Origin of the sequence: Paenibacillus sophorae (assembly GCF_018966525.1) — a bacterium.
Taxonomy (GTDB): Bacteria; Bacillota; Bacilli; order Paenibacillales; family Paenibacillaceae; genus Paenibacillus_AQ; species Paenibacillus_AQ sophorae.
Genome location: NZ_CP076607.1, coordinates 3049128 through 3071914, shown reverse-complemented (window position 1 = coordinate 3071914; position 22787 = coordinate 3049128). Strand labels below are relative to the sequence as shown.

General features: G+C 48.4%; 21 protein-coding genes. 11 read left to right on the top strand and 10 right to left on the bottom strand.

What is annotated here, in order from left to right; genetic code table 11:
• Positions 1-55 precede the first annotated feature (55 nt).
• Positions 56-781, top strand: a complete 726-nt coding sequence (locus KP014_RS14435; RefSeq protein WP_090834714.1) for an N-acetylmuramoyl-L-alanine amidase — start codon at positions 56-58, stop codon at positions 779-781.
• On the opposite strand, the gene KP014_RS14430 is transcribed toward KP014_RS14435, so the two are convergent.
• Complete coding sequence (locus KP014_RS14430; protein ID WP_246590498.1) at positions 768-1658, bottom strand: divergent polysaccharide deacetylase family protein; 891 nt, start codon at positions 1656-1658, stop codon at positions 768-770. The genes KP014_RS14435 and KP014_RS14430 overlap by 14 nt on opposite strands.
• A 198-nt stretch (positions 1659-1856) precedes the next feature.
• Here KP014_RS14430 and KP014_RS14425 point away from each other — a divergent pair, with 198 nt between their 5' ends.
• Positions 1857-2168: an ArsR/SmtB family transcription factor gene (locus KP014_RS14425; protein WP_025694933.1), complete on the top strand. Its 312-nt coding sequence runs from the start codon at positions 1857-1859 to the stop codon at positions 2166-2168.
• A 195-nt stretch (positions 2169-2363) separates the two neighbouring features.
• Here the strand turns inward: KP014_RS14425 and KP014_RS14420 are convergent.
• A protein-coding gene (locus tag KP014_RS14420; RefSeq protein ID WP_216700361.1) for an IS1182 family transposase occupies positions 2364-3724 on the bottom strand; the annotation gives its coding sequence in 2 pieces (ribosomal slippage) (positions 2364-3157 and positions 3157-3724; 1362 coding nt in all).
• A 63-nt stretch (positions 3725-3787) separates the two neighbouring features.
• Between KP014_RS14420 and KP014_RS14415 the strand changes: the two genes are divergently transcribed.
• The 4 genes from KP014_RS14415 to KP014_RS14400 all read left to right on the top strand — a co-directional run bounded on the left by KP014_RS14415 (position 3788) and on the right by KP014_RS14400 (position 7496).
• Positions 3788-5008 carry an MFS transporter gene (locus KP014_RS14415; protein WP_246590497.1) on the top strand — a complete coding sequence of 407 codons (1221 nt, stop codon included), beginning with the start codon at positions 3788-3790 and terminating at the stop codon, positions 5006-5008.
• 261 nt (positions 5009-5269) lie between these two features.
• A complete protein-coding gene (locus KP014_RS14410) occupies positions 5270-6442 on the top strand; it encodes a serine hydrolase domain-containing protein (RefSeq protein WP_051500320.1) in 1173 nt (390 codons plus the stop codon).
• Positions 6443-6538: 96 nt separating this feature from the next.
• On the top strand, positions 6539-6943 hold the full coding sequence (locus KP014_RS14405; protein WP_036598393.1) for a CHRD domain-containing protein: 405 nt from the start codon (positions 6539-6541) through the stop codon (positions 6941-6943).
• A gap of 166 nt (positions 6944-7109) precedes the next feature.
• Entirely contained in the window at positions 7110-7496 is a 387-nt protein-coding gene (locus KP014_RS14400; RefSeq protein ID WP_051500321.1) for a hypothetical protein, read from the top strand.
• Positions 7497-7658: 162 nt separating this feature from the next.
• Here the strand turns inward: KP014_RS14400 and KP014_RS14395 are convergent, their stop codons facing one another.
• The 7 genes from KP014_RS14395 to KP014_RS14365 form a co-directional block, all read right to left on the bottom strand.
• Complete coding sequence (locus KP014_RS14395) at positions 7659-8855, bottom strand: MalY/PatB family protein (protein ID WP_036598395.1); 1197 nt, start codon at positions 8853-8855, stop codon at positions 7659-7661.
• A complete protein-coding gene (locus KP014_RS14390; RefSeq protein WP_175491945.1) occupies positions 8852-9979 on the bottom strand; it encodes an iron-containing alcohol dehydrogenase family protein in 1128 nt (375 codons plus the stop codon). The genes KP014_RS14395 and KP014_RS14390 overlap by 4 nt, the downstream gene beginning before the upstream one ends.
• Positions 9980-10022: 43 nt before the next feature.
• Positions 10023-11150: a histidinol-phosphate transaminase gene (gene hisC, locus KP014_RS14385; RefSeq protein WP_036592959.1), complete on the bottom strand. Its 1128-nt coding sequence runs from the start codon at positions 11148-11150 to the stop codon at positions 10023-10025.
• Positions 11151-11430: 280 nt separating this feature from the next.
• The gene (locus KP014_RS14380; RefSeq protein WP_036592960.1) at positions 11431-13347 is read right to left on the bottom strand and encodes an oxidoreductase; all 1917 of its coding nucleotides are present in this window, start codon (positions 13345-13347) and stop codon (positions 11431-11433) included.
• A 76-nt stretch (positions 13348-13423) separates the two neighbouring features.
• Positions 13424-14380 (bottom strand): NADP-dependent oxidoreductase, encoded by a 957-nt coding sequence (locus KP014_RS14375; RefSeq protein WP_036592961.1) that lies wholly within the window; start codon positions 14378-14380, stop codon positions 13424-13426.
• Between the two features lie 38 nt (positions 14381-14418).
• Positions 14419-15261: an aldo/keto reductase gene (locus KP014_RS14370; RefSeq protein ID WP_036592962.1), complete on the bottom strand. Its 843-nt coding sequence runs from the start codon at positions 15259-15261 to the stop codon at positions 14419-14421.
• A gap of 271 nt (positions 15262-15532) precedes the next feature.
• A complete protein-coding gene (locus KP014_RS14365; RefSeq protein WP_036592963.1) occupies positions 15533-15868 on the bottom strand; it encodes a winged helix-turn-helix transcriptional regulator in 336 nt (111 codons plus the stop codon).
• Positions 15869-16035: 167 nt separating this feature from the next.
• Between KP014_RS14365 and KP014_RS14360 the strand changes: the two genes are divergently transcribed.
• Together KP014_RS14360 and KP014_RS14355 are read left to right on the top strand one after the other, a co-directional pair.
• The gene (locus KP014_RS14360) at positions 16036-17241 is read left to right on the top strand and encodes an MFS transporter (protein WP_036592965.1); all 1206 of its coding nucleotides are present in this window, start codon (positions 16036-16038) and stop codon (positions 17239-17241) included.
• 15 nt (positions 17242-17256) lie between these two features.
• The gene (locus KP014_RS14355; protein WP_090834589.1) at positions 17257-18219 is read left to right on the top strand and encodes a TIGR03571 family LLM class oxidoreductase; all 963 of its coding nucleotides are present in this window, start codon (positions 17257-17259) and stop codon (positions 18217-18219) included.
• Between the two features lie 71 nt (positions 18220-18290).
• Here KP014_RS14355 and KP014_RS14350 read toward each other — a convergent pair whose 3' ends face one another.
• Complete coding sequence (locus tag KP014_RS14350) at positions 18291-19967, bottom strand: S8 family peptidase (protein ID WP_051500531.1); 1677 nt, start codon at positions 19965-19967, stop codon at positions 18291-18293.
• Between the two features lie 521 nt (positions 19968-20488).
• On the opposite strand from KP014_RS14350, the gene KP014_RS14345 reads away from it, so the two are divergent.
• From KP014_RS14345 to KP014_RS14335, 3 genes are read left to right on the top strand one after another with little or no spacing between them, the layout of a single operon-like run.
• Entirely contained in the window at positions 20489-21280 is a 792-nt protein-coding gene (locus KP014_RS14345; RefSeq protein WP_036602308.1) for a ParA family protein, read from the top strand.
• Positions 21270-22331 (top strand): ParB N-terminal domain-containing protein, encoded by a 1062-nt coding sequence (locus KP014_RS14340; protein ID WP_036602309.1) that lies wholly within the window; start codon positions 21270-21272, stop codon positions 22329-22331. The genes KP014_RS14345 and KP014_RS14340 overlap by 11 nt, the downstream gene beginning before the upstream one ends.
• Complete coding sequence (locus tag KP014_RS14335; protein ID WP_036602310.1) at positions 22315-22761, top strand: DUF6075 family protein; 447 nt, start codon at positions 22315-22317, stop codon at positions 22759-22761. Before KP014_RS14340 ends, KP014_RS14335 begins: the two co-directional genes overlap by 17 nt.
• Positions 22762-22787 lie beyond the last annotated feature (26 nt).

Sequence of the window (22787 nt, the reverse complement as noted above, 5' to 3'; positions counted from 1 at the left end):
AAGCAAGGATTATTGACCGCTTCCGGATTCAAGATTACACAGGGAGGTTTATCTCTTGATTCTGACTAACCAATGGAGAGCTCTAGCAAGAGGGGTGTTTGTCCTGGTCATTACGGGAACGCTGCTGGCGGGGAATGCCCATCCATCTTTCGCCTTACCGGACGAGCGGCATGAACAACCTCAAACACTGATTGGGCACGGTCACCGCATCGTACTGATCGACGCCGGTCACGGGGGCATTGACGGCGGCACGTCGCATGGGGACATCCTGGAAAAAGATTTGACGCTCGCCATTTCCCGCAAGCTGTTCCTGCTGCTGAGAGCGGACGGCTTTGACGCCGTCCTGAACCGGTTCGGCGATTATGCGCCCAGCGAGGAGAATAGGTGGCTTCAAAGCCGCTCCCGCCATATGCGCGATCTCGCCCAGCGCAAGGAGCTTGCCGAAACGCTGCCCGCCGCTGTCGTCGTCAGTGTTCATATTAACTGGGCGCCCTCTCCGTCGAAGCACGGACCGATTGTGCTGTACCGTCAGGAAGGCCGAAGCTTCATGCTGGCCAAAGCGATTCAGGATCAGCTAAATGTACTTTATGGAGTCAAATTAGATTCCCATCCTGGGAAGCCGTTCTATCTGCTCAACAAAATAACCGCCCCCACGGTTATCGTGGAGGCGGGCTTTATAAGCAGCCCGGTCGACCGGGCCATGCTGACGACTTCGAAAGGCCAGGAGAAAATCGCTGAAGCGGTATCAAACGGCATTGCCGCCTATCTTATGGAAATGTGAGCCGGGAACTCCACTTCCACTCCTTCTTGACCAGATCGGAAATTCCGACGAACTGTACACGGTTCTTTAAATCATTGATGCCGCCGCGGATTCCTGCGGCGGTCTCTTTGCCCTGAATTCCGACATGACCGATCGTTACGCAGTAATTATGGTCCACTGCCCACTTCTCTGCCCGTTGCAATTGACGGGTTACATGACCGGCTGAATGGGTATCGTCCAGAAAGACATGATTCTCCACCCGGGGCAGGCCCATTTGCTCGGCCACTAGGCCGACTACCGAACGATAGTTGGTATGACTGTCTACAAAGAACAGGCCTCTTTCCTTGCAAACGGACAATACGGCGCGCATAACCCGCTCGTCTCCCGTAACTTTGGAGCCCATATGATTATTGATACCGATCGCGTAAGGCACATTATCCACCGCCGCCTCGACGCGCTTGCGGATTTCCTGATCGCTTAAGCTGGACAGAACCGCTCCCGGACCGAGCCATTCCGGCTTGCCATTACGGGGCTCCATCGGCAAATGCACCAGAACGTCAAAGCCCCGCTCATGAGCCCGCCGGGCATCCGCCTCTGAGGTGGACAGAAACGGCATCACCGCGACGGTGAGCTTGATCGGCAGAGCGAACATTTCCTCCGTCCCCCGCATACCGTTTCCGAAGTCGTCGATAATTACGGCTATACGCGGATGGACGGTGGTGGCTGTCTGTGCGGACGGCTCCAGAGTATTCGTTGTTAACTGGCCGGGCAGGATCTGTCCATCATTTAGTGCTGCATGCCCGTACCCACCGCCAATTGCAAGGCCAATCGCCATAACCAGGAGTGCGACAGCCATTGTACCGGCCGAATACGGATGGCGTAAACGTTTCTTCCTCATAAACTTCATCTCCCTTGCCAACATAGGTTTTGGTTTCATTGTTTGATGGCAGAGTGAAATTTATGTGGCGCAGGCGGCAGTCAACAATTGACAGCTTATGATGATAAGGTGGAAATTTTCATGGAAAGATGGCCAACCATTCAGATTGTTTCGCTCATACATCTTGAAATATCTAGATAAGTAGATATAATAAGCAACATGGATACTAAATTGATTTTTAAGGCGCTTTCAAACGAGACCCGCGTGCAAATTTTAGATTGGCTGAAGAGCCCGGATGTACATTTTGGTCCTCAAATCTACTTGCCATCGGATGCCGACTTCAAAGGAGGGATATGTGTAGGAAGCATTCAAGAGAAGACAGGACTTGCGCAATCCGTGATCTCCAGCTATTTAACGCTAATGAAAAATGCAGGACTTTTGGAATCCAGACGTTTTGGTCAGTGGACTTACTACCGCAGGAATGAAGAAAACATCGGTAAATTTACCGACTATATTAAAAACCATTTATAGGCAGCCCCATTGGAATTTTGGGCTGTCTGCTTATTGGTAATATATCTATATTTATAGATATGCATATATTAAGATTAAAGGCGGGATAGTATGAAACGCAACTATTCGTTCAGCTTGTCGAGAAACCCGGTCTTCCTCAAAGACCCTGGGTTTCTCTTTTTGTTTTAGGACGCGAAGAAGTGAAAATCGAGGGGGTTACCCCCGCTTTTCCAGGCGATCCAGGTGGATCGCCATCTTCTTCATGTTCTGTACGGCTGCTGTCATCAAGGCCTGTTCCTTGACGTTGGCCAGCCCGCGCAAACGGCAATAGCGAAACCCATGGAGCTCTTTGGCGTCCGCGAAGCTTCGCTCAATCGTTTCTTTTCGTTTGCGGTACAGCTGTTTGCCGTCCCGGCTCAGCCGGTTGTTCCGTACCCACTCCTTGCTGTCCTCCCAAACATGTCGGGTCACCACCTTGCGGTGGTTTCGGGAATGCGTACACTTTTCGAGCAGCGGACAGGCCTTGCAGTGCTCCGGATCAGAAGCATACTGCCGGTATCCTTTCCGGTCCGTTGTACGGTAGACCAGTTCGTGACTCGCCGGGCAGACGTACAGATTGCGCTCTGCGTTAAACGTAAACTTCCATTTCGGAAACAGTCCTTGCTTGGGATGAAATCTCCGGTGAGCAATCACCGCAAAAATTTTTCGACTTTTCAGACCTCTACAAATCGGTGTCGTCAAATAACCCGAATCCAGCGCTACAGCCTCGACTTTAAAACCAAACCGTTCTCTTTGCCGGTCCAAACGCGACAAATAAGGAACCGAATCATGGACATTTCCCGGCGTGACATGCACATCCGTAATCATATTGAATTTCATATCCACCGTGCGGTGGTCCAAGTAAAAGAAGCCTTCCGGTTTGCCGTCCCGAATCATATACCCGCTGTCTGGGTCAGTCTTGCTCACTTTAATTTCCTTTTCCTCGGTCACTTCCTCTCTCGGTTTTAGCGCTTTTTTCCGTTTTCCTTCCGGTCTTCCGCCACGGCGGCATTGAGTTCACCGATATAATCTTTCGTGTTTTGCAGTACTTGCTGCTTAGTGTACTGGTGTTTATTCGCGTTCGCCTTGATGTGAGTCGAGTCGGTAATTAGGACGCGGCCGCCCACCATCCGGTGCGAGATGGCCTGCAAAACAATCTCATCAAAAATATCCTGAAAAATGCTCGTATCCTTAAACCGGGTTCGCCGGTTCCAACTAATGGTCGTGTGGTCCGGCACTTTGTCGGTCAGTCCGAGTCCCAAAAACCAACGGTACGCCAGATTAGTCTGAATCTCCCGTTCCAATTGACGTTCGGAACGAATGCCGTAGAAATAACCGAGAAAAATCATCTTGAACAGTACTACCGGATCAATCGCCGGCCGCCCGTTATCCGCGCAGTACAGAGGACGGACCTTTTCATCAATAAAAGAGAAATCGATATGTTGATCCACTTTGCGGAGCAGATGATCCTGAGGCACCAAATCTTCGATAGAAACGAATTCGTAAGATTGTTGTTTTTCCCGGTTAGATCGCAGCATAAAGAACACCATCCGTTCTAAAATATGTGTTACCTATATTATACAACATTAACGCGGTGTCGTGTGAAATTATCAGAACTTAAAAATAGCTGTCGAGACTTTCTCGACAGCCTGAACTATTCGTTATTTTTCATTACAGTTGGGGTATTCGGCATCATTAATACGGAGCTTGGAATCGTCGGAGTTTTACCAATGGTCATGAATAAGTACCATGTATCTGCTGTATCTGCCGGTATGCTTGTCAGTTCATTTGCGTTCATTATTGCTATATTTGGTCCTTGGATGACATTACTCCTATCCAGACCGAATCAAAAAAGAGTGTTGATGGGGATCATGGCATTATTTGCGGGTTCTAATTTTGTTTCCTCATTTGCGCCCAGCTTTGAGATTCTTTTGTTGTTCCGTATACTCCCCGCTTTCTTCCATCCGGTTTATTTTTCGATTGCTTTTGCAATGGCCGGGGCATTATCTCAAAAAGAAGAAGCAGCTAAAGCAAGTGCAAAAGTATTTCTAGGAGTCAGCATAGGCATGGTTCTGGGAATTCCGCTTAACTCTTATATCGCGAATCAATTATCACTAAGTACTTCTTTTTTATTCTCCGCGATTGTAAACGGGATCGCTTGTATTGGGATTGGTATTATGGTTCCCTCTCCATCTGCAAAGATTAACCATCTTTCTTTCGGCAACCAGCTCGGCATATTGCGAAAACCCTCGCTATTGTTGAATATGGCTGCAAACTGCTTTATCTTCTCCTCCATGTTTTCTGTATACAGTTATTTCTCCGAGTATTTGACGCAAAGATTCGAGATGAACGGGGCATTTATCAGCCTGATGCTTGTAGTTTTTGGAATCAGCGGTGTTCTGGGCAATTGGTATGCGGGAAAGCTGCTCACTTTTCAAATGGTAAAAACGGTCTTGTTTTATCCTGTAGCGTTAGGCTTCTGCTACCTGCTTCTTTATTTTGTATCAAGCTCCGTTATTCCCGTCATTGCAGCTATTCTTCTCTGGGGAGCAGTTCACACCAGCGGACTGATAGTCAGTCAAATCTGGCTGACATCCGAAGCACAAGAGGCGCCCGAATTTGCAAACAGTTTATATGTCTCTTTTTCTAATTTGGGAGTTACGTTGGGAACAGCCGTGGGAGGCTGGTTTATTTCCGATTTGGGTATAAACGAAATCATTCGGAGCGGTTTGGTTTTTGCTGCTTTGGCACTTATATGCATCACTGTTAAGATTGTTTGGTTCAGGGAAACCCCTCGCCATACAATTGACCCAAAACATTAATAAACTGCTTTGCCGCCGGTGTCACTACAACAAATGAGAAACCGAAGAAAGCGTGAACTTGGATATAATTCCAACCCCCAGATTTTTCCGAACCATATGGATTAGATGTGGGAGGACCGGAGCAGAAACAGACGGCTTCCCTTGGCTGCCTCCTCCAAGGTATTCACGATTGCCGGTGCATATCCGATTTGACATATTGTTTTAAACTGGATGCTGGTCCATAATATTCTTTATCGTTGACGTTTGGGAGGAGGATAAACTTTGAGTAAATACGAATTTAATCAATTGGGTGCAGAAGGCTTGCAAGCAGAAGTTGATGAAGTCATTGATCGTACACTTTCCGAAAAACGGTTGGTTGGGACGGTAGTTAAAATAGCTTTAGACGGTAAACTCAGTTATAGCCGCGCCGCCGGATTGGCAGACCGCGAGAGGAACCTGCCCATGCGTGAAGATGCATTGTTTCGGCTTGCGTCGGTAACCAAGCTTGTCGTCTCGGTCGCTGCTATGGTGCTCGTCTCCAAGGGTAAACTCGATCTTGATATGCCTATTGATACTTGGCTTCCCTACTTCAAACCACGGCTGGCCGACGGCTCTCTGGCTCAAATCACTCTGCGCCAGCTGATGAGCCATACGGCCGGTCTTAGCTATGGCTTTCTGGAACCGGAGGACGGCCCTTACCACCAGGCCGGCGTCTCCGACGGAATGGACCGTTCCAACCTTTCACTCGAAGAAAATTTACGGCGGCTGGCTTCTGTACCGTTGCTCTTCGCCCCCGGAACCGCTTGGAACTATTCGCTGGCTGCAGATGTGCTCGGTGCGATTGTAGCAAGCGCACACGGCAGACCGCTCCCCGAAGCGGTCAGTTCTCTGGTGACGGAACCGCTCGGCTTAACGGACACGGCGTTCAATGTCGTTGACCCGGCACGTCTTGCTGCAAATTATGCCGATGATATACCCGAGCCGCGCCGTATGCGGGAGCCTGATACTGTAGGCAAATTAGAAGGAGTAGCTGGCACTTTACTCGATCCTAGCCGGGCCTTCGATCCCCTTGCATTTCCATCGGGCGGCGCGGGAATGATCGGTACCGCGGACGATATCCTGCATCTTCTTGAAACTCTGCGAACAGGCGGCAATCCGCTGCTTACGCCAGCATTAATTGAGGAGATGGGACGCAGCCAGACATCCGGTTTGACGCTCCCTGACTCGCCGGGCTTCGGATTCAGCCTCGGGTTCGCCGTGCTGACAGATCCCGCTGCCGCCGCGACGCCGCAATCTCCGGGAACGTGGCGCTGGGGCGGAGTATATGGCCATTCCTGGTTCGTAGACCCTAGCCGGAAGCTTAGCGTTGCAGCATTTACGAATACCACGCTGGAAGGGATGTCCGGCCAGTTTACAATAGATCTCCGTAATGCCATTTACGAAGGCTTAAAATGATCTCCTTTGCTCTTTTATCCAAAATAGGCATCCGAACATGACATTCTCTCCTAACCGGAATACGATATTCTATCTATTTCGAAAGGAGTGAGTGTCATGAGCATATTTAGAGCTTTTTTATCTGGCAGAGAAGAGGTCCCTCCAGTCCGGACACAAGCTTTCGGAACCGCTACGTTCAGACTTAGCCGCGACGGCAAAAGATTGTCGTTCGTTCTTGTCGTAAGAAACATTTCTCGGGTTACTCAAGCCCATATCCACTTGGGCAGAAGAGGCCAGAACGGCCCTATTGTCGCATTCTTGTTCGGTCCAAGCAAGTTTGGCATCTCTGTAAGAAGAGGGGTTGTACGCGGAACCCTTACTGCAGCGGACTTAGTCGGACCTCTGCGCGGGATGACAATAAGATCCTTGGTCAAAGAAATTAAACGCGGCAATACTTATGTGAATGTCCACACGATACAATTTCCGGACGGAGAAATCCGCGGACAAATCAAAAAAGTATAGTCATAATCCGGACGAACACCAAATAGAAATGCCTAACAGCAGCCGATATTCGGGTAATGATGAACGAAAAAGCCTCCTTTACCAGGGGGCTTTTTCCATTTTTCTATACAAGTAACACTTTCCGGAATGGGCGAATATCCTAAGGCTGTAAAGGAGGGATAGGCAAATGATTAATCCAAATCCAACATATCCTAATCAAAGCAAGGCGGCTTACCCAATGGGAGAAATGGGAGGCGATGTAAAAACATTATGTCAAAGGTACATGAATTACCATGTTATTGCCCAGACGAGAGACGGGTCACAGTTTGATGGAATTATCGATGGTATGGACGACGATGGCGTCACGATGTTGATTCCTGAAGAGATTGATGCCGCAGAACGGGAAAATGACAATACTTACAGAGCGTTTGGCTATGGTCAAAGGAGATTTCGCAGATTCCGCCGACGCCGGTTCCCATTTTTCTTTTTTGCATTTCCATTTTTCACACCTTATCCATATTACTATCCACCTTATCCTTACTATCCTGGGTATGGGTATGGTGGAGGATATTAAGAAGTTACCTCTCCGGCCTGATTATGAGTAATATTTTGAAAAAAAATCGGGCACTCCCACATCTGTTGAGACGTTGGGAGTGTCCGTTTTTTCGGATTACGGAATATAGGGCCCTAGGGCTATTTCGGTGATTGCCTTATGCAAAAAAAGATGTTTGATCGGCTATCCCTGCTGCACAGGCGAGCAAACGGCATGCTCAAGCCTCTTCAGGGCCTCCTCCACAGTCGAACGCTGGCAGCCGATATTGATCCGGACAAATCCGTCTCCTTCATTGCCAAAAGTATATCCCTGATTGAACCAGAGCTTTGCCTCATGCAGCAAAAATTTTTCCAATTCCTGATTACCGATACCGAGCGAACGGCAGTCCAGCCACAGGAAATAGGTCCCTTCCGGATTGTACACCTTCAGCTGCGGCAGCCTGGCTTCAATAAATTCTAACGCATACTGCCGGTTTCCATCTATGTAGGACATCAGCTGATCCAGCCATTCCTCCCCATGTCGGTATGCCGCTTCACAGGCCGCTGCGCCGAATATGTTATGGCTCTTTTGCGCCACTTGCTCATTGACTTCATCATACCGCCGTCTCAGTTCATCATTCGGAATGATGATATTGGACGTGGACAGACCCGCCAAATTGAACGTTTTGCTTGGAGCCGTGCATATGACCGAATTCTGTGCAAATGCCTCCGAGATGGATGCAAACGGAACATGACGGTGCGGCTTGAACAGAAGATCGGAATGAATTTCGTCGGATATGACGATAACGCCATGCTTCAAGCACAGCTCGCCCATTGCCCGAAGCTCTTCTTCCGTGAACACCCTTCCCACAGGGTTATGCGGATTACATAGAATAAACAGCTTGACCCTGCCGCTCCCGACCTTGTCTGCAAAGTCGGCGAGATCGGGAACGTAGCGGCCCTCTTCCAGCTTCAGCGGATTAAGGACGGTCTCACAATTATTTTTACTGATGGCCCGATAGAAAGGGGGATAAACCGGAGGCTGGATGAGAATACCGTCTCCCGGTTTGACGAAGGCGCGTACGGCAGTGAACAAAGCATTGACCACGCCCGGACTGTGGGTAATCCACTTCTTATCCACCTTCCATCCGTGCCGCTTCAAATTCCAATCGATAATCGCATCATAATAGCCCTTGGAACGTGCCGTGTACCCGTATATGCCATGCTGCGCTCTATCCAGAATCGCAGCCTTAACCTCGGGAACGGTCTCAAAATCCATGTCGGCCACCCACATGGGCAGAGCATCCTCCACTCCTACGGATTCCTTGATATAGTTCCACTTGGCCGACAGGGTATTGTCCCTGTCAACCGGCCTGTCAAAGTCAAAGCGCGGCCGGGTCATACGGCCTGAGCCTGCCTTGAAGTGTTCTGCTCCTGCTCTGCGATGCGTTGTCCGGTTAGGTCGGTATTCAGGATGGCCTGCTCCAGAAGCTCCGCATTGACCTTGAAGGGAAGCGCGGCTGCCGCTTCTTCGTTAAGGGAAACACCGCCCGCTACCAGCGCCGCTTTGTCCCCGAAGCTGTCCTTAAATCCAAGCTCGCGCAAGGTTAGCGGCTGCCCGAGAGCATGCAGCAGGCGGGCGACGGTATCGATCTTGGTCTGGCTATACCCTTCCAGATACAGCTGCACGACCAGACCGAATGCTACCTTCTCGCCATGCAGCCGGATATGAGTCTCATGCTGCTTGGTCAGGCTGTTGTTAATGGCGTGCGCAATATAAGCCCGCGGTCTGCCGCTGCTCAAGCTGCCAGCCTGGCCTGCCAGAAAAATGATGGTATTGGTTACCTCGGTTATGGCATCCGTAACCTCCCCGCGGCCTGACGCCAGATAGGCGTCGATGGAGAGCTCCTCCAGAATATCAAGCGCCAGCTTGGAGGTCGCGAGTCCCGCTCTGGCGTGAATGCTGCTTGGTCCTTCTCCCACGTTGGGCGCCGCTTCATACCATTTGACGAGCGTGTCGGCAATCCCGGCCGCTATATAGCGGGGCGGCGCAGCCGCCAATATTGCCGTGTCGGACAATACCGCCTTCGGCGATCTCTCCAGTATGATTCCCCCGGTTTGGGTTCCTTGACGGGTATAGGTAACGGACAGGGCCGACCATGCGGCGCAGGTTGCCGCGATGGTTGGGACCGTCACAACCGGAAGGCTCAGCTTATCGCCCACTGCCTTAATGGTATCCAGAATTTTGCCGCCGCCAATCCCAATGAGAACATCGGATGCCGAAGCTTGCACCGCCTCCGCGAAAATATCGATATCTTCCAGGGTGCAGTAACCCTCATACACCTGAATCTCGTATACAACGCCGCTTTCGTCCAGACTTTTCAGTAATACTTCACCTGCGACGGACAACGCCGTCTTTCCCGCCAGTATCCAAGCCCGGTTGCCGATGGGGGCAATAATCTCTCCTCCTTTTGCGAGAATTCCCGGTTCGTTCCAGTACTTCTCCGGAGCCTTTGCCAAGATCATATTCATTCTCTCCCTTCAATCAATAAGTAAAGCCCTTAATGCGTTAGCCCTTTGAACTGCCGGCCGCCTCCGGGGCTTTCAGCACCTTATGCAGCGCCTCTATAAATATGCGGTTCTCTTCCATCGTTCCAATGCTGACTCTAAGCCACTCCTGCATGCCGTAAGCCGCGCCGGGACGAATGATCACGCCTTCCTTCAGCAGCTGCTGATACAGAGTTTCGCTATCCTGCCCGGTATGCACCATAATGAAGCTGGCTTCCGTTGGAATGTAGTCTAATCCCAGCTCTCCGAAGGCTTTGTAGAAATATTCCTTTCCCTGCCGGTTGTTCTCGTAAACTCTCTCCCGAAATCCGGCGTCCTTTAAGCCGGCCAAAGCAGAGGCTTGGGCAACAGCGTTCACATTAAAAATCTGGCGGCATCTGTTCATATAATCGGCTGTTTCCTCGCTTGCGGCGGCGTACCCGATGCGCAGAGAGGCCAGCCCGTAAATCTTGGAAAAGGTACGGAGAACGATAAGATTCGGATATTGCCCGATCCAATTGAGCGTATCCGGGTAGCCCTGCCCGCCGGTTACAAAATCACAGTAGGCCTCATCCATGGCGATCACAATCGAAGACGGAATATCCTTCAAGAATCTGCTAAGCTGTCCTTCTGTAAAGATAGTGCCGGTGGGATTGTTGGGATTGCAGAGCCAGATGACCCTGGTTTTATCTGTTATTTCTCTCTTTATGGCGTCCAGATCGACGTGGTGCGCTATCAACGGCACCTGTATGATCCTGCCTTCCTGCAGCTTGGTGACCGTACCGTACCAAGAGAAGGAAGGAGTCGGCATAATCGCCTCATCGCCCGGCCCGATGAACGTTTCCGCAACAAAGGCAATCAGCTCAAAGGAGCCTGCGCCGATAACGAACTGCTGCGGCCCAAGCCCGGTAAGCCGGGACAGTTCAGCCTTGAGCTCCGAGCTGCCTCCGTCCGGATAGCGGGAGGGGGATTGCAGTACAGCCGCCGCCGCTTCCGTAACACGGGGGGAGCAGCCCAGAGGATTCTCATTGGAAGCCAGCTTGATCACCTTGCGAAGCCCAAGCTCCTTCATTACCTCCTCCAGCCGCTTGCCGGGAATATAAGGATCAATGCTGTGAAGACCTTTCTTATACGGTAACGCTGAAGACATCAGCTTCAACCTCCTAAAATTAAAAATAAAGGAGACCCGATTAATGCTGAACATTAATCTGGCCTCCGGTTTTCCAGTTGGCAGCAAAATGAATATGTAATCACTATTTCACCAATATGTTTAGTATGCTTTATTCCCAAAAACAATATATCACCGCGTATTGATCATTTCAAGAGTCTGTCCATCCATAATTTAGTCGAAATAGTGAAAAAGACTGCAGCAAATGAATAATTCACATTTACTGCAGTCCGTTAATCATTCTATATAAATTTACCGGGAATTATATAGCCAAGGCCGTCTTGTAAGCAAGATTTATACCTTCCAAAGCTTTGCCGACAACAGAAGCATCGCCAATCACTTTAACGCTGTACTTATCTCCAAGCTCGGAAGCCAATGCGTTATTGGATCTAGATCCTATCGCCAACACGACCAAAGAAGCAGGCAGAGATTGTTGTCCTTCTTCCGTTTCAATGATCACACTGGTATCCGTGATTTCCAGAACCTTTGAATTTACATAAGTGGTCACTTCATTATGCTTTAAGGATTTCATTAAGAACTCTTTGGAGGCAGGCTCCATGTCGGCTGCAATTTCCGGACGCATCTCAACGATGGAGGTTTTCCGATTGTGAACCGCAATATGTTCTGCCGTTTCCGCTCCTACAAGCCCGCCGCCAATGACAACCACATGATCCACCAGATCTACTTTTCCGAGCAATACATCATTGGCCGTATATACATGAGATTTGTCTGCGCCTGGAATTCCAGGAATGATTGGAGTGGCTCCCGAAGCGAGTATGATTTCATCCGGGCTTACTTGTTCTACGAATTCTTTCGTTACCTCTGTATTTAACACGACTTTGACCCCTGACCGGTCAAGCTCGCCCTTTTGCCATACAGTAAAGGTGTTCAGGAGCTCTTTGCCGGGAGGGATTGCAGCAAGCAGCCACTGTCCGCCAAGCTTATCGCTCTTATCATACAAGGTTACATCATGACCGCGTCTTGCGGCGATAATGGCCGCTTCCATACCGACGGGTCCGCCCCCGATGACCATCACTTTCTTTTTAACTTCAGCTTCTTGAAGCTCATATTCACTTTCCTTGCCCGTCAACGGGTTAACCAAGCAGGACACAGGGTTTTGCTGTGCGATTCTCCACTGACAGCCTTGTCTGCAGCCGATGCAGAAAATGATTTCATCCAGCCGTCCTTCCTTCACCTTGTTCGGGAATTGAGGATCTGCGGTGGAAGCCCGGCCCATGGCCACAAAATCCGCCTTGCCTTCCTTTAGAATCGACTCCGCTACATGCGGGTAGATAATTTTGTTTACTGCGAATACCGGAATATTGACTACTTTTCTAATTTCTTTGGCGTAGTCGGAGAAAACGGCCGTTCTGATCGCTGTAGGCGCAGAGACGATCGATCCGCTCTTATAAACACCGGCAGAAGCATGAATGGCCGCAACGCCATTTTCCTCCAGCACCTGACTGATCACTTTCGTATCTTCGATCGTCAGTCCGCCTTCCACCATCTCGTCGGCAGAAATCCGGTAAATCATCGGGAACTCATTGCCAACCAATTTCTTGGCTCTTGCAATGATTTCAAGCGGGAACCGCAGCCGATTCATCAGGTTTCCGCCATAGGCGTCGGTTCGTTTATTGGAAAAAGGAGAAACGAACTGGTTGATTAAGTATCCGTGCGCGCCGTGAAGCTCGATGGCATCATAGCCCACTTCTTTACATCTTCTGATGGCCTGCGCGAATTTCTCGACCATCTCCTTAACTTCCTCCGTGGTCATTTCAACAGGAGTTTCAGACTGCGTCGGATCTTGAATCGCCGAAGGGGCTATCGGCCGCATTCCCATGATTGTACTGCTGGCTTCTCTGCCGGCATGATAGATTTGGACCGCTATTTTAGCTCCTGCTTTATGAATCCGTTCAACCAATTCCTTATGCTCTTCCATGAGTTCATCCGACCATAACCCGGCGATATTCTTGAAACCGGCGCCACGGGGTTCAACCGCGTTATCCTCGGTAATGATGAGGCCCCAGCCGCCTTTGGCTTTTTCCTCATAGTATCTGATATACCGTTCAGTCAGTCTGCCGTCTTCTGTGGCATATTCAGACAGCATCGGAGGGACAACCAGCCGGTTCTTGATTTCCAGATTGCCTATTTTGCCCGGTTCAAAAATTTTCGTAAACATGATGAAGCATCTCCTTAATTTTTAATTGTGAAAATTTGCACTTACTAAATTTCAAAATAACAACTAATCAAGCAGATTAGTTGTTATTACTCAAAACGATCTTCCCCCGCGTCCGCCCTGTCTGGCTTATAAGGTGGGCTTTTCTGACTCCGTCAACGGTCAGCGGAAGGACTTCGGTTACAACCGGTTTTATCTTTTTCGCTTCAACAAGCTCGCGGATATGGTTCATATTTCTTCCGTCCGGACGAGTAAATACGAACTTAACCGTCAACTGGCGTTCCTCTTCCACTGCATCTATATAATCGGGACGTACGGCATCCCGCCCGCTAATAATTGTAGCCACCACTGCATTTTTCTTCATAAATTTCAGAGCATTCCCATAAGATGAGCCTCCGAGCGTATCCAGCAAAAAATCAAACTCTGTAGTTGTATTCAAGCCGCCCAGGTCATAAGCGAGAACTTCATCCGCGCCCAAATCACGTACGAATTCCATGTTCTTCGAGCTTGTTGTCGCCGCCACATAGGCGCCGCGTGCTTTAGCGACTTGAATGGCCATCGAACCGATCCCGCCGCTTCCCGCTAAAATGAGCACCTTATCCCCCGGCTGAACATTCCCTGCTTCTACAAGAGCCTGCCATACCGTGAGCCCTACCAAGGGGAGCGAAGCCGCTTCAGCATAGGTTAGTCCTTGAGGCATCGGTGCGACCAGGCTTGCAGGTATCACGATTTCATCTGCGTAGGTTCCCTGTTTTTCCATTTCCGGTCTAAAAAAGACATCGTCTCCCACTTTAAAATCCTTCACATTGGAGCCGGCAGCCGCCACCTTACCTGACGCATCCCAGCCTAAAATAAGGGGAAGCTGGTACGGAAAGTCTTCTCTCAGAAGCCCTTCCCGCACTTTCCAGTCAACGGGGTTCACCCCGCTTGCCTTTATAGAGATCAAAAGGTCCTCAGGCCCTAACGGTTCTGTGGGTACAACTACTGTCTTTAGTTTCTGTTCATCGCCGTATTGCTCAATACCAATTCCGATCATCACACAGTCCCCTTTTGCTATTGCCGGTCTACTTCTTCTTAAAAATCAAAATTGTCCGGATCCGGACCAACCCGATGATTTTGATTCAGACTGTCAATTTGCTTCATATCTTCCCCAGTTAATTCGAAATCAAAAATGTTAGCATTTTCAACGATCCGATGTTCTTTTGTAGATTTAGGAATCGTGATAACGCCGTTCTGGAGGTCCCAGCGCAGAATGACTTGAGCAATGGACTTATTGTATTTATCCGCAATTTCTTTGAGTTCCGGATTATCCAGGAGTTGACCCTGCATGAGCGGAGACCAGGCTTCAAATTGAATGCCTTGCTGTATGCAATATTGCTGCAATTCTTTTTGGGTTAAACGCGGATGGTATTCGACTTGATTCACCATGGGTTTAATTTCGGCGTCAACCATTAGCTCTTCAAGATGATGAATTTGGAAGTTGCTTACGCCAATCGCTTTTACACGGCCTTCTTTATAAATGGTTTCCAGCGCTCTCCAGGCTTCTTTAAACTTTCCTTCTTTCGGCCAGTGAATCAGGTACAAATCCAGGTAATCCAGATCCAGCTTTTTAAGGCTCGTTTCATAGGCTGCCAGCGTAGATTCATACCCCAAATCGGCATTCCATACTTTGGATGTCACAAACAGTTCTTCTCGGCCAATGCCGGCTTCCTCAAGCCCTTGGCGAATTCCCCGTCCAACACCCTCTTCATTTCCATAGATAGCTGCCGTATCGATGCTGCGGTATCCATGTTTGATCGCCACTTTTACCGCATTTTCTAGCTCGGGACCTTCCTCCACTTTAAATACACCTAAACCAAACCATGGCATACTCACACCATTATGCAAAGTAGTTGTGTCTTGTAAATTGTTCGCCATTGATTCTTTCCTCCATCCTCATTTATTTGAGTTGAAATCTGAGGCGGCGCCTCATTTAGGGGACCGGATGTTCATTCCGATCTTCGCCCCGCTGCAGGCTCATTATAAATCCAATAGAACGTTAAGAATAGTACGTACTTTTTAGTACCGCAGGCACTTATAAGTACCTATAAAACTTTCCATGCATGCCGTTAAATCAAAAAAAAGCGGACTGCATAAAAATGCACAGTCCACTTTGAGCCCATTATTTATTGAATAAGTACGTTTAAATTTATTTGGAAGATAATAGGATTGGGGCTTCAGCCGTTTGTTCCATATGCTTCTCCCCCCATGCACACATGGTATCCAAAATTGGTTTTAGAGACCATCCGTAATCGGTTAATGAGTAAACCACCTTCGGAGGGATTTGCTCGTAAATACTTCGTTTCACAACTCCGTCCTCTTCCAGCTCACGCAACTGTTGGGTAAGCATTTTTTGCGTAATGCCGGGCATTAATCTCTTTAATTCGCTGGTTCGCTTCTCCCCTTTATCTAAATGACATAAGATGACGACCTTCCATTTGCCTCCGATAACCTCAAGAGTAGCTTCAACCGGAATATTAAACACTTCAGTTCACCTCCTTGAACACAGTAGGGCACTTTTTAGTGCCTACATTACTTTAAAGTACGTACTTATCATAAGGGTCGTACAGATATACAATAACGCCATGCAATAAATATTTCAATGCATGGAATTTCGATTCGATGCAAATAAGCTAAGTGGAGGAAATTCATATGAGCAACATTGCACAATCCGTGTCTCAGACAAAAGAGACGCAAAAATCAGGAAACTGGGCGCTTCTTGCTCTTGCTATCAGCGCTTTCGGTATCGGAACAACCGAGTTTGTTCCAGTAGGTCTGCTGGCAGGGATCGCTGGCGACTTGAACATCGGCATTACTCTGGCCGGCCTTCTTATTTCAGGTTATGCCATTGGGGTTGCTGTAGGAGCCCCTATCCTCACTGCGCTCACCAATCGTATGAGCCGCAAGTCTTTGCTCATGTGGCTGATGGTGATCTTCATCATCGGCAACGCAACCGCCGCGCTCTCATCGTCATTTGGACTGCTGCTAATTGCGCGTTTCGTTACTGCATTCTCTCATGGTGTCTTTTTCTCTATTGCATCGACGATTGCAGTCCAGTTAGTATCTCCGGAAAAAAAAGCTAGCGCCATCGCCCTTGTATTCACCGGTCTTACGATTGCCATTGTTACAGGTGTTCCACTCGGGACATTCATCGGTCAAGCTTTCGGATGGAGAGCGACATTCTGGAGCGTTGCCTTGTTGGGTGTTATAGCGATCATTTCCAGCGCCATACTTATTCCGCGTAATTTGAAGCAATCTCCTCCCGCTAAATTCTCGGATATGTTCCGACTGATCACGAACGGCCGGCTGCTTCTGGGCTTCCTGATCACTGCGCTCGGTTATGGAGGAACGTTCGTCGCTTTCACTTTCTTAAACCCGCTCCTGCACGATGTTACCGGATTCAGCCAAGGCGCTATCAACATTATCCTGATCGCCTATGGTATTGCTGTGGCATTCGGCAACTCTATCGGCGGAAAATGGGCCAACAAAAACCCGATCCGCGCACTGCTTATGATGTTTATTTTACAAGCCGCGGTTCTCATTCTGTTAACGTTCCTCATTCCCTTTAAAACGGTTGGTCTGATTGGAATCATTTTGATGGGATTGTTCGCATTTATGAATGTACCTGGTCTCCAACTGTATGTTGTCCAACTGGCTGAAAAGTATGTTCCATCAGCGGTAGACGTCGCTTCGGCACTAAACATTGCAGCTTTCAACATCGGCATTGCCATTGGCGCTTTTGTCGGCGGAGTCGTTGTCGATTCTATGGGACTAGTGCATACGCCATGGATCGGAGCTCTAATGGTTGTCATTGCGGTTATACTCACTGCGATTGCTGCCAAGCTTGAGCGGAAATGATCGGGGGGAGCGCATATGTTTGATTCTCATCAGAGTTATCAAAGGATGTACCAAGAAGGAGAGTTAACGCTTGGTCTCCACATCCCGCTGGAGAATTATCGAATGAAGGCGCCGACGATGGCGCATCAGGTTGAGCTTTCGCAAGCTGCTGAAAACTACGGCTTCACTGCACTTTGGCTCCGGGACGTTATCTTGAAAGATCCGAATTTTCTGGACCCGGCTGTCGGCCAAATTTATGACATATTGATTTACGGCACACATCTTCTCAGTCAGACCAAACAAATCGCTCTCGGGACTTCCGCGCTTGTACTGCCTCTTCGCCATCCGCTTCGGCTGGCGAAGGAGGTGGCTACCATAGAAGCGCTGTTTCCCCAGCGGCTAATTATGGGGATTTCCTCCGGAGACCGGCAAGCAGACTTCCGCGGACTTGGAGTAGATCACCCAAGCCGGGGCACTCAGTTCCGGGAGGCTTTCTCCTATCTTCAAAAAGTGCTGTATGAGGATTATCCATCGATTCATTCCAGCAGCTATGGCCGTATGGAACGAACCACACTTGTTCCGAAACCAGGTCACAAGATTCCTACCATCGTTACCGGCTTTGCACAGCAAGACATGGACTGGCTCGGTCAAAATGGCGACGGCTGGATGTATTACCCTCAAGCACCGGCACGGCAGCGGGAAGTCATAGCGGCATGGCGCGATTCCGCTGACCGCCAAGGGAATGAAGCCTTCCGTCCGTTCTCTATGCCCATGCATCTTGATTTGGCGGAAAACCCGGATGAAAGGGAAACACCAATCCGGCTTGGATATCGCGTAGGCCGGAACAGACTGGTCGAATTACTTGAGATCTACCGTTCCATTGGCGTGAATCATCTGTTTTTCGCCCTGTTTGACAGCGACCGTCCTGCTGATGAAGTTATTCAAGAGCTGGGTGAATACGTGCTGCCTAATTTCCCACCGCATTTGTTCAAGGGTTAACATATAGAAGGGTTGCTGCTTCAAGCAATAAAATTGCTTTGCAACAACCCTTCCGCTATAAATATTCTTAATTAAATGGGTTGAGGTTCCCTTGCCGGTTCAACTAAACGCTTTGCTTCCTGTACCGCCTTAAAAGCGTTGACCTTGCCATAACCGAACCATTGGCTGTGGCCATTTACATCATATTTGCCCCGTGTATTTCCTTCCAAATCGGGCTGCTCATCTACAATTTTATCAGCCGTACGCTGCAATATTTCCTTTACTTCGTTCGCTGTCAAATTTGGATTAGCACTCAGTACTAAAGCCGAGATACCTGCAACGAGAGGTGTAGCACTCGATGTACCTCCAAACCGTCCGGTAAAAATGCCTGCATCGAATCCACCATTTTCATTGTCCGTTGTCCAAATCCCAAGTCCCGGAGCATATCTGTTTAATCGTGAATCAAAATTATTACTTGGAGCACACACGCTAATTTCTTTTCCCCAATTGCTATACTCTGCGTGGCGATTAACGCTGGTCGAAGCAGCAACTGCTATCACATTCGGATGAACTGCATTCCCGTTTAAAATCTCCCCGCGTGTTTCACGTGCTCTACCTTCATAATCCCTCCACCGGAAAACTTGATTAGGATTGGGATCATTAATGGGTGCATTGAAGTTTGCAGCAGCAAAGCAAATGACACATCCCTTGCCCCTAGGACCACCTGAAACGGAAATCCGGGTGAACGTATCTTCTACGATTGCAGGCAATGGCGCATACGCAGGAGCTGGTCCCCAACTGCATGAAATGACATCTGCATGTCTAGCTGTTTCTTCAAAAATTTCTTTGAATTTTCTGTCGTCCATAATCAGATTAAAATTAATCCGAATCGGCATTAATGAACATCCCGGAGCAACTCCAACGACGCCCTGGCCGTTCTCCTCGGCAACGGCTACGCCGGCACAAGGTGTGCCATGATAATCCTCTCCTTCCGGGTAAGGCCATTGATCATTGTCCGAGTAATCCTTTGGAAAAACGATTTTCCCTTCTCCCTGAAAGTCAGGATGGGAAAGATCGAATCCATCATCTATAACCGCAACAACAATACCTCTATTCCCTTTCGTAATGTCCCAGGCGTTTGGGGCAAAAACACTAGCTTGTCTGTCAACAAAGAGACCTGCCGTCGGGTTCAAGTGCCACTGTTTTGGAAAAAGATTGTCCGTAGGAATGTACATGGGTTGAAAGCGATTAATCATGTTTGGTTCAGCATATTCGATCTCAGGCTCTTCCATCAGACGATTGGACACCTTAATGGGATTTTCTTTACTGTCCGATGTGACTCCTACAAGATAGGTTAAAGAAGGCTGGTCATAGGCTTGTATCAATTTCAATTTGTACTTCTCCAACAGTTGTTCAATTTTGGTTTCAGGTGTACCTGCTTTAAATGAAAGGTTGATCTGGTCGGTTAAATAATATATCGTGCCATCGCTGCCTTTGGGTCGATAGGCGTGATGAACCACCAAATTCGTATTTTGGGAACGCATGATGGACATGAGTTGTTCCCGCTCCGTTGAAGAAGTCTTGACTTTATATATGTTTGGGGTTAACGAGCTCAATTCATGAACACCGGTTAAATCCGACAATTTCTCAATCATATTGGGGTCAGGTGAAATAACTGTAAATCGATCCTCTTCTTTAACTAAATCAATTTTCTTTCTTCCGCGCCAAACATAATTTCCAACGTTGGTTTCTTCTTGAAGCCTATTCATGATGTCCTCCTTTAAAAAATTTCTTCAACATTACTTTGCACTGGAGGATTGTAAACTATCCATTATTACTCAAGTGAAATGGAGACACAAGTTGATTAAGCATGGATTTGTTCAAAAAAATCTCTTCCGCCTAGGTCGTGAGCAAGATCTTGAAAACAAAAAAAGGATTATAAAACTGCTACAAGAGCAATTTTATAATCCTGATGTTTTTAGGAATGCGGTCGAGAGGACTCGAACCTCCACGGGGGGTTAGCCCACACGGACCTGAATCTTGTATGCGATTCGGAACCAAGCGGAATATAAGTCAATGGAACGGAATTAAAAAACCGTCAAAAGCCTTGTGAAATCAGGGTTTTTGGCGGTTTTTTCGTTCAAATCCAAGCGCCGCAAGGGCTCTCGGCAATGCCGTAAAATGCGGCCGATTTTGGACGTTTGAGAGAACTTGGAGAGAACAACGACCAAACCAGCCCACTCCCTGCCATTGACAAATTAACGAAGCGACCGCTTCGGGGAGGGTTAATATGAGACACGCAACGACGATTACCGTCGCTAATCAAAAAGGCGGCACCGGCAAGACGACCACCGCCTACAATTTGGCTTACGCCTTATCCAATGAAGAAAAAAAGGTTCTTCTGGTAGATTTCGACCCGCAAGGTAATCTGACCTTATGTTTCGGCATCGAGCAGCCCGACAAGTTGGACGTCAGCATGTTCAACATCATGAACGCAGTCATGGGAGATGAGCCTCTGCCCTCCCCTGATCAATATCTTCATTCCCAAGGGAACATTGACCTCATCCCGAGCAACATTGAATTGTCGGTTGCTGAAATGAACCTTCGGGATGAGATGGGCGGCGAAAAGACGTTGGCCGCGCTGCTGGAGCCGATGAAAATGCAATACGATTTCATCATCATCGACACAAACCCGTCACTCGGCTTGCTGACGATCAACGCGCTTGCAGCCAGCGACAGCGTCTTGATTCCCGTCAATCCGCAGCTCTGGTCGGCAACAGGACTTACGCAACTGTTAAACATTATCGTCAAGGTAAAAAAGCGGATCAACCCCCGCATTTCCATTGAAGGCATCCTGATGACAATGTGTGATGTTCGAACCAACTTGTACAAAGAGGCTTTCCGTCTGATTGAGGATTATTACGGTGATCGCATTCGTATTTTTGAAACGCAAATTCCCTTGTCCGTCAAAGTTGGTGAAGCTAACTTTTACAGCCAAAGCATCATGGAGTTTCATCCGAAATCCAAAGTTGCTGGCGCCTATCAAGGTTTGGCAAAGGAGTTGATAAACCATGGCGGGTAAGCGCCCTGTTCCCAAACTTGCCAGCATCGACGAATTGCTGTTGCTTTCGGAACAATCTTCAGAGCCTTCCGATCCCTCTGTGCAGTCGAGAGGAATCCAATCTATTCCTATAAATAAAATCAGAATGTATAAAAATCATCCATTCCGGCTCTACGAAGACGAAAGACTGACAGACATGGCAGACAGCATCCAGGCAAACGGCGTTCTGGTACCAGTTATTGTTCGCAACATCGATGTGGATGAAAACGGCTGTGAGTTTGAAATGTTGGCTGGCCACAACCGGATGAATGCCGCCCAAATGGCTGGTCTCGATCACCTTCCCTGCATCGTCAAAGATTATCTTTCGGATGAAGAAGCGCTTATGTATGTGGTCGAGACCAATGTGTTGCAGCGCTCCTTCTCGGATATGCTCCCGTCTGAAAAAGCGAAGGTGCTATCTCTGCGATACTCCGACATGTTCTCGCAAGGGAAGCGCAGCGATATTATCGCCGAACTCAAAAAGCTGGAAAACCCGCAATCCGACGAGGAAGATTCAACTTGTGCCCTAATAGGGCACAAGTTGAAAAGTAGGGATATCGTAGCCGCTGAATACGGTTTATCCAGAAATTCGGTTGCCCGTTTGTTACGAATCGACCATTTAATTATTGAGTTAAAACGACGCGTGGACGATGCCGAAATTGGCATTTACCCTGCGGTCGATCTCTCCTACCTTTCCGAAACCGAACAACGGCTCGTCGATGGCATCCTTTTTGACCAAGGCTATAAAGTAGACATGAAAAAATCCAAGCTGCTCCGAGATTACTCCGGCAGGCTCACCCATGAACAGGTTGAACGGATTTTATCTGGAGAGGCCACTCGCAAACCGCGGAGCAAAACACCAGCTCCTTTCAAGCTTAAGCATAAGGTATATGCCAAATATTTCTCGCCGCAAAGCAAAGCTTCGGAAATAGAAGAGACTATCGACAAAGCGTTGGAAATGTATTTTACCCATCAACGTCAACAACAACAATCAAAAAAAACCGAGGAGGATGACCATGCATACGAAGTTTAAAGACCTTGAACATCATCAATTTTACGAAGGCATGATTCGCATGACCCACAGCCAGACGGATACTTACCGCCAAGCCTTGTTTTATTTACTTGGCTTGACGGAGCAAACCCGTTCTCACGTTCGTGACCTGTACGATTTCGATGAAAACAGCATTTGCCTGGAAGGACTTTATAAAGGCTGGCAAACGAGCTCCACCGTCAAATTAACCCGTCTGGCATTCAATTTGTACAACGGATACTCCGGGGACGAAGAGCGGGATGCCTCCCGAAACTACAGCCCGTACTTTATGTTTGATACCGGCCTGTTACCTTACTTTTTTGAAGCCGTCAAATTGCATTATCCTGAATTTGCACAGGTTCGCTCTCATGATTTTGTACAACTTCCGTTCGGCGCGATGAAAAATCATGAGGAATACGATTTAGAGCATTGATTGTATTTCGAAAGGCAAGTCATCCA